The following is a 16,694-nucleotide window of genomic DNA, read 5'->3' as shown; positions in this document are numbered from 1 at the left end:
GCCATGACCAACGCCCTTGCGCGTCTGCGCGAGATCGCCTCGGCGCCGGGCGAGCCCCGTCACAAGGACTGGGAGGAGGCCGAACGCGCCCTTGGTGTCGCGCTTCCCTCCGACTACAAGGAGCTCATCCGTGTCTACGGAGGGAGCAACTGGGACGACTACCTGTACGTCCTCGAGCCTGGCTGCCCGAACGAGAACTACGACCTCGTCGAATGGGCGGTGGACCGGGCCGAAGACCTGGAAGGCCTGTGGGAATTCGAAAAGAGGCCGGCCGAGGTCGAAGCGAAGGGCTCCCGGGTCGTCCCGTGGGCGACCACGGACAACGGAGACTGCCTCTACTGGCTCGTCCGGCCGGGCCTTGGGCCCGACCGGTGGACCGTGATGGTGAACGAGGCGCGCGGTGACCGTTGGGAGCACTTCGACGTCACCTGCACGCGGTTCCTCGCGGCTTCCCTCGACGGGCAGCTGCGATCGGGCATCCTCTCGTCCTCGTTCCCCCGGGCCGGCCATCAATTCCGCCGACTCGGCGCGGTGTGACGCGCGGCACGCTGTGGCCTGAGGCGTTCTCCGTGGGTATTTCCCGGTGTTAAGGTTTTGTTTGATCGATCTCGATCGCAGGATTGTTACTCCCCGAGGACGTCACCTTCGTCGCCACGCGACGCCAAGGCGGCGTGCCGTTCGAGGGGAGGCAAGGCCTGGGTAGCGCCGCGTGCGCGACCCGGGCCTTTTTTGTTGCCCTGATCCGGGCGGAAGAGATCGTGGACCGAAGCAGGATGGCAAGAGCCCCAGGATGCAAGGACGCATCATGAACACACCCGTAGCCGGACCCGGCACGCTGGCGGAGCAGATCCTCCGCGGCGTCGGTGGAGCCGGGAACATCGAGAGCCTCACGCACTGCGCGACGAGGCTGCGCTTCCAGCTCCACGACGGGTCGAAGGTCGACGCGTCCGCACTCGACGCACTCGACGGCGTCATGGCCACCGTGCCCCAGTCCGGTGACCGCCTGCAGATCGTGATCGGCGGAGCCGTCGCACGCGTCTACTCCGAGATCATGAACCTGCCGACGATGAGCGGGGGCGCCGCGCCCGCCCCGAAGTCCGACGCAGACGTCAAGGCGTCGATGCGGGCCAAGAGCCGCGGCCGCTACGCCGCGGTCGACAACTTCTTCGAGTACCTCTCCGACTCGTTCCGCCCGCTCATGGGCGTGCTGCTGGGCTCCTCGCTCATCATCGCGATCGCCTCCGTCCTCGACGCCCTCGGCTTCGTCGACTTCCGTGCCGCCGACAAGTCCGCCACCTGGGTGTTCGTCGACGCCATGTGGCGCTCGGTGCTGTACTTCCTGCCGATCATGGTCGCCTACAACGCCGCCAAGAAGCTGAAGGTCGACCCCTGGGTGGGCGCCGCGGTGATGGCCGCGGTGATGACTCCGAACTTCACCGGCATGCTCAACCCGAAGTCCGGGATCCCCGGCATCACCTGCACCACCAACGGGACGCTGGGCACCCAGGAGTGCGTGGCGCACGTGTTCGGGCTGCCGATGCAGCTGAACGACTACGGCGGCCAGGTGTTCGTGCCGCTTCTGATGGTGGCCCTGCTCGCCCTGGTCTACAAGGGTCTGCAGCGCATCTTCCCGGAGGCCGTGCACCTGGTCTTCGTCCCGTTCTTCAGCATGCTGATCATGATCCCGATCACCGCCTTCCTCATCGGCCCCCTGGGCGTCTGGGCCGGCAACGGCCTCGGCGAGGGTCTGTCCTGGCTGAACGGCAACGCCCCGATCGTCTTCGCGATCATGATTCCGCTGATCTACCCCTTCCTGGTGCCGCTGGGCCTGCACTGGCCGCTGAACGCGCTCATGCTGGTCAACATCAACACCCTGGGCTACGACTTCATCCAGGGCCCCATGGGCGCCTGGAACTTCGCCTGCTTCGGTGCGACCGCCGGTGTGCTGCTGCTCTCGCTCCGTCACCGCGAGAAGGAGATGCGCCAGACCGCCACCGGCGCCCTGGCCGCGGGTCTGCTCGGCGGCATCTCGGAGCCTTCGCTCTACGGCATCCACCTGCGCTTCAAGAGGATCTACCCGCGGATGCTCGTGGGCTGCCTCGTGGGCGGCGTGATCGTGGGCGTCATGGGCGGCGTGGACACCAAGGCCTTCGCCTTCACCTCCCTGCTGACCATCCCGGTCTTCTCCCCGATGACCACCTACGCCATCGCGATCACGGCGTCCTTCTTCGTCTCGATGGCGCTCGTGTACTTCTCCGACTTCCGCACCCCGGAGGACCGCGTCCAGGCCAACGCCGAGCGCGACGCCGCCGAGGCGGCCTCCCGCGGTGAGACCGCGGCAGCCGATGACCGCGAGCTCGTCACCGTCGGTGCGGCGGCGTCGACCGCCGGGTCCGTTCAGGAGTCCGTCTCCGTCGGTGGTGCTCCCGCCACCACCTCCGCATCCGCCCCCACCTCCACCCCCACCGCCGGGAAGGGCATCGAGCTCGCCGCGCCGGTCGCGGGCCGTGTGGTCGGCCTCGACGAGGTCGGGGACCCCGTCTTCGCCTCCCGCGCGCTCGGCGAGGGCGTCGGCATCGAGCCGGCCGACGGCCGCGTCGTCGCCCCGGTCGACGGGGAACTGATCATCGTCGCCGCCACCGGCCACGCCTTCGGCATCCGTACCGCCGACGGGGTCGAGGTACTGATCCACATCGGCATCGACACGGTGCAGATGAAGGGCGAGGGCTTCGACGTCCGGGCCGAGGCCGGCCGCCAGGTCTCCGTAGGCGACCTCCTCGTCGAGGTCGACCTCGACGCGGTGCGCGCGGCGGAGCACCCGACCGTCACCCTCATGACGGTCACCAACACGGCGGACCTCGCCTCGGTGGAGCCGCACACCGGGCAGACGGTCAGCGCCGGGGCACCCGTGGTGACCGTACGGCGGTGACGACCCTCCACCGATCCGACGCGGGCACGCGCCACCTCCGGGGGGGCGTGCCCGCGCCGGATCGGCTCGGGCGGGGGTGGCGCACGGGTGGCGCCCAATGCGGGATCATTGGGCTGAACCGGACTGTGGACGAGAAGGAGAGCAGGCGTTGAAGGCGCTGCGGGTCCTCAACAACAACGTGGTCCTCGCGCGCGACGACAAGGGCCAGGAGGTCATCCTCACCGGGCGGGGCATCGGCTTCACCTCCCGCCAGGGCAAGCCCGTCGACCCGGCGCTGATCGTCCGCGTCTTCGTCCCGGCCGACGGCCGCGACCCCGACCATCTGAGCGAGGTCCTCGCCCTCATCGACGAGGAGGTCCTGCGGGCCGTCGTGATCGCCCTCGACGAAGCCGGGATCGAAGGGCGAGAGTCCACCCGGCCGACCCTCGCCATCGCCGTCGCCGACCACGTCGCCGGGGCGCTGGACCGGGCCGCGCGCGGCATCGTCATCGAGTACCCGCTGCGCGCGGAGGTCGAGGCCCTGTACGCCACCGAGTACCTCCAGGCGCAGCGCCTGCTGGAGGCGATCAACGAGCGCGTCGACCCGCGACTGGAGGCCTCCGAGGCGATCGCGCTCGCGTTGCACCTGGTCAACGCGGGCTTCTCCACGGGCGACCTGTCCTTCACGTACACGATGACCGGTGTCATCCAGCAGATGCTCGCCGTGGTGAGGGAGCGGTACGGGCTGTCGGTCTCGCAGGAGTCCATGAGCGCGGCGCGGTTCATCACCCACGTGCGGTACCTCTTCGTGCGGATCCAGCAGCACCGCCAGCTGAAGGGGCACGAGTCCACCATCGGCCAGGGCATCCGCCTGCACTACCCGGAGGCGACCCGCACCGCGCAGCAGCTGGCGACGATCGTCGAGCTTCGCCTGGGGCAGCACCTGAGCGACGACGAGGTCTCCTACCTGGCACTCCACGTGGCCCGGATGACCACGGAACCGGACGACGCCGCCGTCTGATGCCGCGGGCCGGCGGACCGCACCCGCGCGGCGAGGCCTCGAGGACGGACAGGATCCCAGTCCGGATCCGGCGCCCACCGCCCGGGTACGGTGGGGAATGATCCCCTCCAGGACTCCTGACCAGCCAGGACCTGCCAGAGAACCGAAAGGCGAAGGATGAACCACACCCTCAACGGAGACGGCGTCGAGATCACCGACGCGCTGCGCGCGTTCGTCGACGAGAAGCTCGCCAGGCTCGACGGGCAGGGCAACGAGACCATCAGCGCTCGGGTGACCCTCAAGAGCAGCGGCTCGGAGCAGACCGCCACGGGCGCCCTCCACGTGGACGGCCAGGACCTCACCCCCATCACCGCGGCGGCCTCCGACATGCACGTGGCCGTCGACAAACTGGCCGAAAAGCTCTATCTGCAGGTCAGGAGGCACACGCAGCGGGAGTACGGACGCCCCAGGTAGTCAAGAAGGCCTCCGCGTTGTTCACGTACGACGCATCGGGCGGGAGGGCAGCGCGGTCCGCGTTCGCCCGGCCTGGTGCCTGGACCGATCGGTAGATCTCCCGACGCGCAGGCGGCGTCGCCACCCCACTGTCGAGCACCTCACCGGCCCGCACCCGGCCCTCCGTGGCTGTGAGTTGGCTGTGAAGCGACGTGCGCGAGGGGTGTGGGGTGCAGGAGGATTGCCGACAAGTTCTATATTCGTACGAACCATCCACGCGCGGCCCTGCTGCGGTGACCAGGGGGACGACTGCGATGGCTGACACCGACACGGCTCCGGGTACCCGGGAGGAATCCCGGAACACCCGCAAAGTGCGAAGGCAGGCGCAGAATCGCAGGCGTCTGGGCATAGGCGTGGCGGTGGTCGCCCTGGGCGGGGCCGCCGCGGCCGCGTACGCGTTCACCGTGGGCGGCTCCTCGGGGGCCACCGGGCGCGACGCGAAGCTCGCGGCCCCGGGCGGTGCGGCCGACGAGGCCGCCGCCGCGAAGGGCCCGGGGGAGGCTTGGGACGGCAAGGTCAAGGTGCTGGGGGACGGCTCCACCTCCTACACCGGGCCGCAGCCGGGACAGCTCAAGCCCGAGCGGCTCAAGCCCGGCGAGAAGCCGCCGCAGTTCGTGGTGTTCTCCTGGGACGGGGCCCTGGAGGGCGACGACCACCTCTTCTCGCACTTCCGTCAGGTGGCGCAGGAGAACAAGGCCCACATGACCTTCTTCCTCACGGGCATCTACCTGCTGCCGGAGAACAAGAAGATGCTCTACCGCCCGCCCCAGCACAGCCAGGGCTCGGCCGCCATCTCCTACCCGACCGTCCCGCACGTGAAGTCCACGCTGGAGCAGCTGCGCGGCGCCTGGGCCGACGGCGACGAGATCGGTTCGCACTTCAACGGGCACTTCTGCGGGCCCAAGGGAGGCGGGGACTGGAGCACCGCCGAATGGAAGAGCGAGATAGACCAGACGTACGCGTTCGTGAAGGACTGGAAGACCAACACCGGTTTCACCAAAGAGGCGCCCCTGCCCTTCGACCCGGACCGGGAAGTCGTCGGCGGCCGCGCGCCCTGCCTGGAGGGCCAGAAGAACCTCCTGACCGCGATCAAGCCGTACGGCTGGCGCTACGACGCGAGTTCCGCGGGAGACTTCCAGCTGTGGCCGTCCAAGCAGGCGGACATATGGAACTTCCCCCTCCAGCTGGTTCCCTTCCAGGGCAAAGAGCTTCAGGTCCTCTCCATGGACTTCAACTTCCTCTACAACCAGTCGGGCGACAAGACCCAGGGCGACCCGGCGAAGTTCGCGGCCTGGCGGGCACAGACCCGGGCCTCGTACCTCAACGGCTTCAACCGCGTCTACAACGGCAGCCGGGCGCCCATGTTCATCGGCAACCATTTCGAGGACTGGAACGGTGGCATCTACATGAAGGCCATCGAGGACGTGATGAAGGACGTCTGCCCGCGCCAGGACGTCCGCTGCGTGTCGTTCAAGGAGCTGGCGGACTGGCTCGACGCCCAGGACCCGAAGGTCCTTGCCCAACTGCGCATGCTCGACCCCGCGCAGGCGCCGGACTGGACCACGCTGATCAAGTAGTCGGGCTCGGCGGGGGCTCCGGATCGCGCTGGGGGAAGCGGCCCCGGAGCCCCGCCGCTCCGGCCTACTTCACCGCTTTGATGTAGTCGGCCCACAGGCGCACCGCCCGATCGCTGGCGGGCGTGCCCGGGGCGTCGCCGCCCAGCCCCGTCAGCGGCAGCGGGACCAGGTCGGTCAGCGACATCCGGTAGACCACCACGGCCGTCGACTCGCCCTCGGTATTGGCCACGAACCAGCCCGCCGTGTTCGCCGGGGTCGTTCCGGTCTTGCCCGCCGCACCGGGGTGCGCCTTGCCCGCTGTCTTCGCCGATCCCGCGGTGACGGCGTCCCGCATGGCGTCCGTCACCGCGCGGGCGGCCTTGGCCGTCGTGGCCCGGACCGGCTCCGGCACATCGAGCGTCACGGCGGTGCCATTGCGGGTGACCGAGCGGACCGAGTAGGGGTCGGTGTGCGCGCCTTCGGTGGCGAAGGTCTCGTAGGCGCCGGCCATCCGGATCGCACTGGGCGTCGAGTTCTCCCCGAGGGCGAACTGCGGAATCCGTGGCCCCAGGCTGGCTCCGAGCAGGCCCATGCGCTCGGCGAAGACGTCCACCCGGTCGAGGCCCACGTCGAGCCCGAGCTGGAGCATGGGGGTGTTGACGGAGTCGGCGACGGCCTGGCGCAGGGTCACCTGGCCCCAGTTGCGGCCACCGTCGTTGAGCCCCTTCACCACCTTGCCGCTGCGGTCCCAGTACGGGCCTTCGGGCGTCTGCACGGTGACCTCGTCGTTGCCGTCGTACGTGGTGGAGGCGGAGACGGGCGTACGGTCCTTGCCGCGCGTGCGCAGCACTCCTTCGTCGAGCGCGGCGGCATAGACGATCGGCGTGAACGCCGTGCCCGCCGGAATCGTCGTCGCGTTCGACTCGTTGAAGCCCTGCTTGCGGTAGTCGGGGCCCCCGTACACGGCGAGCAGCCTGCCGTCCGGGGCCACGCTCGCCGCACCGATCTTCGCGTTCTTGTCGGTGTTGGGGCGGCGATCGGCATCGAACCCCTTCTGGGCGTCCTGCACGGCGGCGGTCAGGGCCGCCATGCGCGACTTGTCGAAGGTCGTGTAGATCTGGTAGCCGCCGAGGTCGAAGTCGGAGTCCTGGATGTGGCCGGCCTTGACCGCGTAGGCCTTGGCCAGTTCGACCAGATACCCCTCCTGCGCACCGGCGGTGCCGGGGAGGGACGCGGCCGAGGGCTCGGGGAACGTCGTGTACGTGGCGCGCTCGGCCCGCGAGAGGTTGCCGGTCGTGACCATGCGGTCCAGGATCCAGCTCCACCGTTCGACGGCCCGGTCGTGGTTCTCCTTGCTGATGGAGGGGTCGTAGAGCCCGGCGCCCTTGAGGAGGGAGGCCAGGAAGGCGCCCTCGCTGGCATTGAGCTGCGAGACGTCCTTGCCGTAGTACGCCTGGGACGCGCGCTGGATGCCGTAAGTGCCTCGGCCGAACCAGCTGGTGTTGAGGTAGTCCTGCAGGATCTGCTTCTTGGGCCTCTGGTTGTCCAGCTTCACCGCGAGCAGGAGTTCGGTGAACTTCCGGGAAACGGTGCGGTCCTGGCTGAGGTAGGCGTTCTTCACGTACTGCTGCGTGATGGTGGACCCGCCCTGGGTCTCGCCACCCGTCACCGTGGCGCCCAGGGCGCGCAGGACGCCGGAGGGCGAGACTCCGGGATCCGAGTAGAAGCTCGCGTTCTCGGCGGAGAGCACGGCGCCCTGGACGTTCTTGGGTACTTTGTCGAGCGGCATCTCCTGCCGGCTGACCCAGCCCGTCCGGGCCATCGTGGAACCGTCGGCCCAGTAGTAGACGTTGTCCTGCTGCGTGGCGAAGTGGTTGAGGTCCTCGGGTACGTCGGTGGTCGCGTACGCGTAGGTGATGAAGCCGCCCAGGCCTATGAACAGGTAGAGGCAGGCGCCCAGCCACTGACGCCAGGAGGGTATCCACCGTCGCCAGTCGGTGCGGCCCGGCCTCGGGAAGGCGGGCCGCAGGCGCCGCAGTTGCGTCCGCGCCACGGCGGCGGCGGGTGCGAGGCCACTGAGGCGGCCGGCCCCGGCGCGGGGCCGACGGCGCACCCCGGTCTTCCCCCGGAAGCCCGACACCGCTCCGTCGCCGCCCTGCGGAGCGGCCCGCCGCCTGCCCCGCGATCGCCCCTTTGAGGCCGAGTCCTGCCCACCCACTCCGAACGCCCCCTGTGCTGTGCTTCTTCCCGCCCACCCTAGGTGCACATGCTGTGAAGCCGTCCGGCAGGTGGCCGACGATCGCCGCAGGCCCGGGGGATCGCCGGTGAGAAACGGAGGCGGTAAGCCCGGTGGGCGAGGCGACTCCTGTCGGGCGGCCGGAGGCGAGGAGGAACGGAACCAAATGGTCGACCAGTTGTGCGAAACTTCCGTCCCCCGGTTTATGTGGACCGGGTGACAAAGGGGAAAACACAGTGATACCCAAGAGGTTCAGGCCCGCTGCCATCGCGGCCCTGACCGTGGCCCTGGTGTCCGGCAGCATGCTCGCCTACTCCGCGACCGCGGTGAGCGGGCCCCGAGCGGCCGACCGTGCCACTACCGACACCTTCGCCGGCATAGCCGACGACGTCCTCTCCCAGCGCACGCAGGCGCTGGTCGACGACCAGTCAGGGAGCCACGGCTCCGGCAGGACCGGCACGAAGACCCGCCTGTCGGCCCAGTTGAAGAAGGATGAGGACGCCGCTCTCCAGTCGCTGCGGGCACGCAAGACGCGACTGGCGGAACTCGGCGAGGCCTACACGGGCGCCGAGACCCACGTGGTCGTGGACCGTGCCACGGTCACCGGCGGGAAGGCGACCGTCCAGATCACCGAGCAGACCACGCTCACCTACAAGAAACTGCGGGGCGACGAGCCGGCGACCACCGACATCGGGACGCGGTACGAGCTGACCCTCACCAGCAAGAAGGGCGGCTCCTGGGAGCTGGCCTCGATCAAGTCCCAGAACAACGGCCCCGTCGCCGTCAACGAGCCCCTCGCGGCCAAGGTGAGCGCCGTGAAGGACGACGGCAACCAGTATCCGCAGGGCACGCCCGCAGCCACCAAGTACCCGGCCACGCCGAAGCCCAAGGCGAAGACCGGCGGCGCGTACGACTACGCCGCCATGGCGAAGTACGCGGAGAAGTACTGGAGCAACTACAACCCGGCGTACCGGAAGTTCAACGGAGCCGGGGGCGACTGCACCAACTTCATCAGCCAGGCGCTGAAGGCGGGCGGCTGGAAGAACGTCTCCGGCACCACGTCGGACTACCGGAACTGGTGGTACGACGGCGCCCAGCAGACCGACTCGTGGGTCGGCGCGAACGAGTGGTCGTGGTTCACCCTCTCCAACGAGCGGGCCACCAACCTGGCCAACGTCTACCAGGCGGACGTCGGGGACATCCTTCAGGTGGACTTCAACAAGGACGGGTCGAAGGACCACTCGATGATGGTGACTTACCGCAGCAGCGCCGGAATGCCGTACGTCACCTACCACTCCACCAACACCTACCGGAAGTCGCTCGCGAGCCTCATCGCGTCCTACCCGGACGCGATCTACTACGCGTACCGCACCTGACCGGTGACCTTCGGCTTCTCCCGCCGCGGCACCCTTGCGGCGGGAGAAGCCGAAAGGCCCCGGACGTCGCCCCGTGATCGTGATCGACGCCACCCCCGGGGAGTCGACGCCGCCCGGACGGCCGTGGCATCGTCACGGCAGAGCGGCGGTCCTGCCGCGCACGAGCGGATGGGGGCGGGCAGTGAGCACGGAGGCGTTCGAGGAGATCACCACCGAGGGGGAGTTGCGCGAGCTGCTCGGCGAACCCACCCCCGTGGCCCTCAGCAAGGAACGGCGGACGCTGCACGAGCACCACAGGCAGTGGCTCGCGCACTCCCCGCTCTGCCTGATCTCCACCTCCGGCGCCGACGGCACCTGTGACGTCTCGCCCAAGGGCGACCCGGCCGGCTTCGCCAAGGTCCTCGACGACACCACCCTCGTGATCCCGGACCGCCCCGGAAACCGCCGTGCGGACGGCTACCGCAACATCCTCACCAACCCCCACGTCGGTCTGCTCTTCCTGATCCCGGGCCGCGGCGACTCCCTGCGCGTCAACGGCAGGGCCCGGCTGCTGCGCGAGGCGCCCTTCTTCGACGACCTGACCGTCAAGGGGCACCGCCCCACGCTCGCCCTCCTCGTGGAGATCGAACAGGTCTACTTCCACTGCTCCCGGGCCTTCGTGCGCTCCGCGCTGTGGAAGCCGGAGACCTGGAACCCGGACGCGGCTCCCTCCAGGGCGAGGATCTCGAAGAGCCTGGAGCGCACGCACGAGTCCCTGGAGGAGCTGGAGCGCTACTACGGGCCCTCGTACGAACAGAAGGACATGTACATCTGACCGGGTGGCTGCCGGGGCCGGACGGGCCACGGCCGGCCGACGCACGGACGTGTCGCCGTCGGCGCCGGTACGGCCCCTGTCATGGTGGGCCACCGGCCCTGTCGTGGCGGGCCGCCGCGCTCCGTCTTCCCGGGAGGTACCTCCGTGTCCCGACGCCCGTCCGGCCGCGCCCGCCGGATCCGCTCGTCGCTGCGCCTCGCCGCAGCCGCCGCCGTGTGCGGCGCCGTGCTCGGCGGGTCGGTGCAGCCCGCACAGGCCGGAGCGGACCGCAACCCGCCGCCGGGGGCCTCGCTCCATCAGGAGCTGCGGGAGCTGGTGGAGCGGCCCGACGGGCCGCCCGGAGTCATCGCCGTCCTGCGCGAGGGCGACCGTACGGAGGTCTACCGGGCGGGCGTGGCCGACGTGGAGAGCGGCCGACCGCCGAGGGCGACCGACCACATGCGCATCGCCAGCGTCGCCAAGGCCTTCAGCGGAGCGGTGGCACTGGGGCTCGTCGACCGCGGCCGGCTGCACCTGGACGACACGATCGGCGAGGTGCTGCCCGGCCAGCCGGACGCGTGGCGCCGGGTGAGCCTGCGTCAATTGCTCAACCACACCAGCGGGTTGCCGGACTATTCGGCTTCCCAGGGGTTCATCGACATCATCTCCGAGGACCCCCGCCACCACTTCGATTCCCGGCACCTGCTGGAGTTCGTGGCCGACGACGGCCTCGAATTCCGGCCGGGCAGCCGCTACCAGTACTCCAACTCCGACAACATCGCCGTCGCCCTCATGGCCGAGGCCGTCACCGGACGCCGGTACGAGGCACTGCTGCGCGAGCTCGTGTACGAGCCGCTGGGCATGGATGCCACGAGCCTGCCGCAGGGATACCGGCTGCCCGCGCCCTTCCTCCACGGCTACCAGATCGATCCGCAGGCCGGACCCGTCGACGTCAGCGAGGCCGTGGGCGCCTCGGGGGCCTGGGCGGCCGGGGGCATCGTCTCGACACCGAAGGACCTGACCGCGTTCATCCGGGGCTACGCGGGCGGCGCGCTCGTCTCGGACCGCATCCGGCGGCAGCAGTTCACCTTCATCCCCGCCGCCCCGTCCCAGCCCCCCGGCCCCGGCCGCAGCGAGGCGGGCCTGGCGATCTACCGCTACACCACGCGCTGCGGAGCGGTGTACGGCCACACGGGCAACACCTCCGGTTACACGCAGCTGGTGGCGGCCACGGCGGACGGCCGGCGCTCGCTGACCTTCTCGATCACCACGCAGACCTCCCTCAACAGCAACCCGGACCTGCTCGCACGGGTCCGGGAGGTCCAGGAGGACTTCGTCTGCGCCCTGCTGCGCAAGTGACGCGGACGGCCCGGCCCGCCCCGTTCCCAGAGGGTGCGATGTCCACACGAATGGGGCAAGCTGGGTGAGGTGGCGGGCGCGGGGCGGGGCGTAGGGCGCAGTGGCGGCAGAGTGGCAAGGAAGGCTCTTCGTGAACGTTTCGGCAACCGGCCGTCCCGCACGCGCATCCCGGCGCAGGATGCGGACGGCCACCCTGCTGTGCGCGGCGGTGGCCATGACGGCCGCCGCGATCCCGGGAGCCGCGGTCGAGGCGTCCGCGCACGTCGGCGCGGTGCCGTCGGTCCGGAGCCTGGATCCACTGGATCCGGTCGTGGTGGTCGACTGTTTCTCCCAGGCCCAAATGCGCCCCGAGGAGTACCTCCTGGCCTGCGGTGACGGCAACAACCGCCTCGTCGGCCTCCGCTGGGACACCTGGGGGACGAGGACCGCGACGGCCACCGGCACCGACATGGTGAACGACTGCCGCCCCTACTGCGCGGCCGGCCGTTTCCGCGCCTACCCGGTAACGGTGACCTTGAGCAATCCGCAGGCCTGGCCCGAGCACCCCGACGTCCAGCGCTTCACCACGATCCGGCTCCTGTACACCGACACCGCACCGGACCCGGTACCGAAGGACGTGACCTACAAGCTCGTGTACTGAGCGCCGTCGGAGACGATCTAGGCCGATACGGCGAGGCGTTCCTCCGCCGCGGCGATGGCTTCGTGGGTCGTGGTCCGGCCCATCAGCACGCACAGGGTGTAGGCGGTGTCGTCCATGGCCTGCAGGGCCGCCGGGTCCTGCGGCGAGGCGGCGAGGAGGGCCTGGCATCCGCGCAGTCGGGTCAGGACCTCCTCGGTCCGGGCGGGGTTCGGCACGAGCCCGGCCCTGGCCGGCCGGTGCGCGGGGGCGGGGGTGCGGGCGGCCCGGATGGCGTGGCGCAGGGCGCGTTCGAGGGGGGCGGGCAGCGGGGTGCTGCGCGAGGCCCACATCGCGACGGCCAGGTCTTCGGTGGCGACCTCGGCGTGATCGGCGGCGGTCGTGAGGATCCGCAGGGCGTCACGGGCCGAGCAGGGGGTCCTGGCCATGAGCACTCCGACCGCCCAGGTGGTCGCCGACTCGGGCACCGGGTGCCCGGGGGTCCGGGGGGCGGCGGTGGTGGGGCGCGTCGGATCTTCGAGTCTCGGCACAGGGGTCCCTTAAGTCCAGGGCGGCAGGGCGGTGAGGTGGTCCGCGTAGGGAAGGTAATCCTGCTGGCCCTGCATGCGGCACGAGTTGCACTAGTGTCCGGCACTCTCGTGGGCCCCCGGCCCCTCGAGTCCGGGCGGACCCCGGCTAGACGGCCTGGACGGGACCGGCGACGCTGAACTCCGCGCCGTCGGGGTCCCGCAGCGTGACCTCGCCGGGCACGGGACCAGAGCCGGTGCCGGACACCGTGCTGGCGCCCAGGCCGAGGGCGGCCCGCACCGCGGCTTCGAGGTCGGGCACCCGGAAGTGCACGTGCCAGCGGGGCCGCAGCTGCGGGTCGGGGGCCTCGGCGAGCGTCCCGCCGTGCAGGCGGGCCACCGTACGGCCCGCGTGGCGCAGCAGGATGCGGTCGCTCTCCTCGACGTACGCGACCTCGCAGCAGCCGGCATGGTCGCACGCCCACTCCAGGACCTCGCCGTAGAAGATGGCGGCGTCGAAGGCGTTCCTGGTGCGAAGTTCGAGCCAGGCCGGGGCGGCCTCCGCGCCCATGCCCCAGTCGGGGATGGCATCGCCCTGCCAGATCCCGAAGACCGCCCCGTCGAGGTCGGCGGCGAGCGCGGCCCGTCCGGTACCGAAGTGCAGGGGGCCGACGGCGACGGTCGCGCTGCGTTCGCGGATGCGTGCCGCCGTGACATCGCAGTTGTCCACGGCGAAGTACGGGGTCCAGGCTTCGGGGACCGTGAGCTCCGGAGGGCGGGCGCCGATGCCGGCCACCGGGACCCCGTCGCTGAACCCGACGGCGAACGCCTCCCCGAGATGGGCGGGCCCGAATTCCCAGCCGAGCACCGCACCGTAGAACTCCTGTGCCGTGCGGAGGTCGCGGGCCAGCAGGCTGACCCAGCAGGGTGCGCCGAATGTCTCGTGACTCGATGTCGACACGATGGTCAACCCCATCCGCTGGTGCGCCCCCGGGATCCCCTCCCACGGTACTCGTGGGCGCTCCCGGAGGCGGTGGGTAGTCGTGTGGACGCGGTCCGTCAGGTGCGGAGCAGGCTGTTGGAGCCGTCGTGCGCGTCGGCTCCCTCGTCGTTGAACCAGTAGTCGCCCGCGGCCAAGTAGCGGAAGACGTGCGTGCTGCTGCCGGGCAGGGCGACGGTGACCGCCCGCATGCCGTCCTTGCGCGGCCGCAGCTCGTGCGTGCCCGGCTGCCAGCCGTTGAAGTCGCCCACCACACTGACCGCTCCGGGCGGGGTGTCCGCCGGCAGGACGAAGGTGATCTCCGTCTGGTCCTTGCCGCCGTTGCGGCGCTTGCGTTCGAGCACGGGAGGGCTCCTGCCGAGTGGGGAAATGTCCGCAACATCCTCGTGCCGGGGCGGGGCGGGCCCCGCGACGACACGGCGACACGGCGCACGGGCACCCGGGCGGCGGAGCGCGAACGGGGACGCGGGGGTGTGCGGAGGCTGCCGTCCGGGTGGGGCGGGGGGAGGATGAGAGGAGATCGGCAGGGGGCCGGCGAGGAACAGGACCGTCGGCCCGGGATCCCCCCGCGGTGCGTGAAGGAGGTCCGGTCATGGTCGTGTCCGAGGCGTTCCGGGCCGGGTCCGGACCGGTGGGAGTGGTCCCGTCCGAGCCCGGCGGTCTGCTGGACGTGCTGAGCGTGGCCGCGGTGGTACTGGACGCCGAGGGACGGATCACGTTGTGGAGCCCTCAGGCCCAGGACCTCTTCGGCTGGTCCGCCAAGGAGGCGCTGGGCCGGTACGCGGCCGAGCTGCTGGTCGCCGAGGAGTACGTCGACCTGGTCCTGGAGCTGTTCGCCAAGGTCATGGCCGGTGGCGGTGCCTGGGCCGGGGTGTTCCCGGTGCGGCACAAGGACGGCTCCACCAGGCTGGTGGAATTCCGCAACATGCGGCTGCTGGACGAGCGCGGAGCCGTGTACGCCCTGGGGATCGCCTGCGACGAGGCCGTACTGCGCGGTGTGGAGCGCGACCTGGCCCTGTCGGTGCGGCTGGTGGCGCAGTCCCCGTTCGGGCTCGCGGTGCTGGACACCGACCTCCGCTACGTCCTGGTCAACCCGGCGCTGGAGCGGATCAACGGCCTGCCCGCCGAGAAGCACCTCGGCCGCACCGTCCGCGAGGCGCTGCCGTTCCTGGACATCGACGTGATCGAAGCCTCCATGCGCCGGGTCCTCGACACCGGTGAACCCCTGCTGGACCAGTTCGCCGTCGGACGCACCCCCGCCGATCCGGACCACGACCACGCCTGGTCGGGCTCGTACTACCGGCTGGAGGACCCCGGCGGCCGGGTGATCGGCGTCGCCCTGTCGGTGGTGGACGTCACCGAAAGCCACCGCGCGGCCACGGAGGCGGCCGAGGCCCGCAGGCACCTGGACCTCATCGCCCGGGCATCGGTGACCGTCGGGACCACCCTGGACCTGGAGCGCACGGCCCGCGAACTCGCCGACCTCGTCGTGGCCGACCTGGCCGACGTCGCCTCCGTCGACGTCCTCGACTCGGTCCTGGAAGGCGGAGTGACCACGGCGCCCGGCCCGGTGTCCGGCCGGGCCCTCTTCAGGGCCCTGGCGGTCGCGGCGGCCTACGAGACGGACGCCGTCCGCGCCGCCGATCCGGTGGGGGAGCGCACCACCTACCCCGTCGAACGGCTGGTGACGCGCTGCGTGAGCACCGGTCGTCCCGTCCTGGTGGCGCACGTGACCCGGCCCGATCTGGCGCACATCGCGCGCGACGAGGCCGCCGCGGACCTCCTCGCCCACGAGGGCGTGCACTCGTACCTGGCCGTGCCCCTGACCGCCCGCGGACAGGTCCTCGGGGTGCTGGGCCTGCTGCGCACCCGCAACCCGCTCCCCTTCACCCAGGACGACGTCGCCCTGGCCGGCGAGCTGGCAACCCGCGCCGCCATCGCCATCGACAACGCCCGCTGGTACCAGCACGCCGCGGACACCGCCCTCACCCTCCAGCGCCACCTCCTGCCGCACCCACCGCCCCAGGCCACCGGACTGCAGATCGCCTACCGCTACCAGCCCGCGGCCGTGGCCAGCGGAATCGGCGGCGACTGGTTCGACGCCGTCCCCCAGGCCGGCGACAAGACTGCCCTCGTCGTCGGCGACGTCATGGGACACGGCGTCCACGCCGCGGCCACGATGGGTCAGCTGCGCACGGCCACCCGCACCCTCGCCGATCTCGACCTGGACCCGGCCCGGGTCCTGCGCCACCTCGACCACATCACCGCCGGACTGGACCAGACCATCGCGACCTGCGTGTACGCCGCCTGGGACCCGCACCGCTCCCACTGCCGCCTCGCCCTCGCCGGCCACCCGCCACCCGTCCTCGTACGGTCGGGACGGGACCCCGAACTGCTCGACCTGCCCGCGGGCGTGCCGCTGGGCGCGGGCGGCCTCGGCGGCTCCCCCTTCCGGACCACGGTCCTCGACCTGGTCCCCGGAGACCGGCTGATCCTGTACACCGACGGCCTCGTCGAAACCCGCGAGGAGTCCCTGGACGACCGCCTCGACCTCCTCCTCGGCCTCCTCGCCGATCCCCGTCTCTCCCCGGAGCGGACCTGCGACCGGCTGCTGGCGGCACTGCGGCACCCCGACGCCGCCGATGACGTCGCGCTGGTCATCGCCCACGTGTGCCCCACCGGGATGTGACGCCGGGTGTGACGCCGAGGTGGTGCCGGTGGGGGGACTTCGGAACCCCGACGAACGGCCGACCGCGCCCTCGCCGATCTCCGGCAATCGGCCGACTCGCGAAACCGCTACCGCAACTGCC

Annotated in this window: 14 protein-coding genes; 10 read left to right on the top strand and 4 right to left on the bottom strand. The window is 70.9% G+C overall.

Annotated elements, in window-relative coordinates; translation table 11 throughout:
* Window positions 1–3 precede the first annotated feature (3 nt).
* From AC3IYJ_RS03915 to AC3IYJ_RS03895, 5 genes are all read left to right on the top strand, one after another.
* Window positions 4–537, top strand: a complete 534-nt coding sequence (locus AC3IYJ_RS03915) for an SMI1/KNR4 family protein (protein WP_489399941.1) — start codon at window positions 4–6, stop codon at window positions 535–537.
* Window positions 538–805: 268 nt separating this feature from the next.
* On the top strand, window positions 806–2,929 hold the full coding sequence (locus AC3IYJ_RS03910; protein WP_489399940.1) for a glucose PTS transporter subunit IIA: 2,124 nt from the start codon (window positions 806–808) through the stop codon (window positions 2,927–2,929).
* A 148-nt stretch (window positions 2,930–3,077) separates the two neighbouring features.
* On the top strand, window positions 3,078–3,929 hold the full coding sequence (locus tag AC3IYJ_RS03905) for a PRD domain-containing protein (protein WP_489399939.1): 852 nt from the start codon (window positions 3,078–3,080) through the stop codon (window positions 3,927–3,929).
* Between the two features lie 156 nt (window positions 3,930–4,085).
* Window positions 4,086–4,382, top strand: coding sequence for a ribosome hibernation-promoting factor, HPF/YfiA family (gene hpf, locus AC3IYJ_RS03900; RefSeq protein WP_489399938.1), 297 nt, complete (start codon window positions 4,086–4,088; stop codon window positions 4,380–4,382).
* A gap of 293 nt (window positions 4,383–4,675) precedes the next feature.
* Entirely contained in the window at window positions 4,676–5,998 is a 1,323-nt protein-coding gene (locus tag AC3IYJ_RS03895) for a polysaccharide deacetylase family protein (protein ID WP_489399937.1), read from the top strand.
* A 64-nt stretch (window positions 5,999–6,062) separates the two neighbouring features.
* Here AC3IYJ_RS03895 and AC3IYJ_RS03890 read toward each other — a convergent pair whose 3' ends face one another.
* Complete coding sequence (locus AC3IYJ_RS03890) at window positions 6,063–8,090, bottom strand: transglycosylase domain-containing protein (protein WP_489399936.1); 2,028 nt, start codon at window positions 8,088–8,090, stop codon at window positions 6,063–6,065.
* A 359-nt stretch (window positions 8,091–8,449) separates the two neighbouring features.
* On the opposite strand from AC3IYJ_RS03890, the gene AC3IYJ_RS03885 reads away from it, so the two are divergent.
* From AC3IYJ_RS03885 to AC3IYJ_RS03870, 4 genes are all read left to right on the top strand, one after another.
* On the top strand, window positions 8,450–9,589 hold the full coding sequence (locus tag AC3IYJ_RS03885; RefSeq protein ID WP_489399935.1) for an amidase domain-containing protein: 1,140 nt from the start codon (window positions 8,450–8,452) through the stop codon (window positions 9,587–9,589).
* A 181-nt stretch (window positions 9,590–9,770) separates the two neighbouring features.
* Window positions 9,771–10,403: a pyridoxamine 5'-phosphate oxidase family protein gene (locus tag AC3IYJ_RS03880; RefSeq protein WP_489399934.1), complete on the top strand. Its 633-nt coding sequence runs from the start codon at window positions 9,771–9,773 to the stop codon at window positions 10,401–10,403.
* Window positions 10,404–10,547: 144 nt separating this feature from the next.
* On the top strand, window positions 10,548–11,741 hold the full coding sequence (locus tag AC3IYJ_RS03875; protein ID WP_489399933.1) for a serine hydrolase domain-containing protein: 1,194 nt from the start codon (window positions 10,548–10,550) through the stop codon (window positions 11,739–11,741).
* Window positions 11,742–11,871: 130 nt separating this feature from the next.
* The gene (locus tag AC3IYJ_RS03870; RefSeq protein WP_489399932.1) at window positions 11,872–12,381 is read left to right on the top strand and encodes a hypothetical protein; all 510 of its coding nucleotides are present in this window, start codon (window positions 11,872–11,874) and stop codon (window positions 12,379–12,381) included.
* 17 nt (window positions 12,382–12,398) lie between these two features.
* Here the strand turns inward: AC3IYJ_RS03870 and AC3IYJ_RS03865 are convergent, their stop codons facing one another.
* From AC3IYJ_RS03865 to AC3IYJ_RS03855, 3 genes are all read right to left on the bottom strand, one after another.
* Complete coding sequence (locus tag AC3IYJ_RS03865; protein WP_489399931.1) at window positions 12,399–12,908, bottom strand: DUF5133 domain-containing protein; 510 nt, start codon at window positions 12,906–12,908, stop codon at window positions 12,399–12,401.
* 145 nt (window positions 12,909–13,053) lie between these two features.
* Entirely contained in the window at window positions 13,054–13,794 is a 741-nt protein-coding gene (locus tag AC3IYJ_RS03860) for a VOC family protein (RefSeq protein ID WP_489402678.1), read from the bottom strand.
* Window positions 13,795–13,943: 149 nt separating this feature from the next.
* A complete protein-coding gene (locus AC3IYJ_RS03855) occupies window positions 13,944–14,228 on the bottom strand; it encodes an isoamylase early set domain-containing protein (protein WP_489399930.1) in 285 nt (94 codons plus the stop codon).
* A gap of 248 nt (window positions 14,229–14,476) precedes the next feature.
* Here AC3IYJ_RS03855 and AC3IYJ_RS03850 point away from each other — a divergent pair, with 248 nt between their 5' ends.
* Window positions 14,477–16,573, top strand: coding sequence for a SpoIIE family protein phosphatase (locus AC3IYJ_RS03850; protein ID WP_489399929.1), 2,097 nt, complete (start codon window positions 14,477–14,479; stop codon window positions 16,571–16,573).
* Window positions 16,574–16,694 lie beyond the last annotated feature (121 nt).

Source organism: Streptomyces sp. GL_140, assembly GCF_057834465.1.
Note: the sequence above shows the minus strand (reverse complement) of the source record. Positions and strands in the feature narration are given on the sequence as shown.

Bases quoted from the DNA above. Each gene is read 5' to 3' on its own strand.
- AC3IYJ_RS03850 (WP_489399929.1), top strand. From the start codon at position 14,477: ATGGTCGTGTCCGAGGCGTTCCGGGCCGGGTCCGGACCGGTGGGAGTG.
- AC3IYJ_RS03895 (WP_489399937.1), top strand. From the start codon at position 4,676: ATGGCTGACACCGACACGGCTCCGGGTACCCGGGAGGAATCCCGGAAC.
- AC3IYJ_RS03915 (WP_489399941.1), top strand. From the start codon at position 4: ATGACCAACGCCCTTGCGCGTCTGCGCGAGATCGCCTCGGCGCCGGGC.
- hpf (WP_489399938.1), top strand. From the start codon at position 4,086: ATGAACCACACCCTCAACGGAGACGGCGTCGAGATCACCGACGCGCTG.
- AC3IYJ_RS03910 (WP_489399940.1), top strand. From the start codon at position 806: ATGAACACACCCGTAGCCGGACCCGGCACGCTGGCGGAGCAGATCCTC.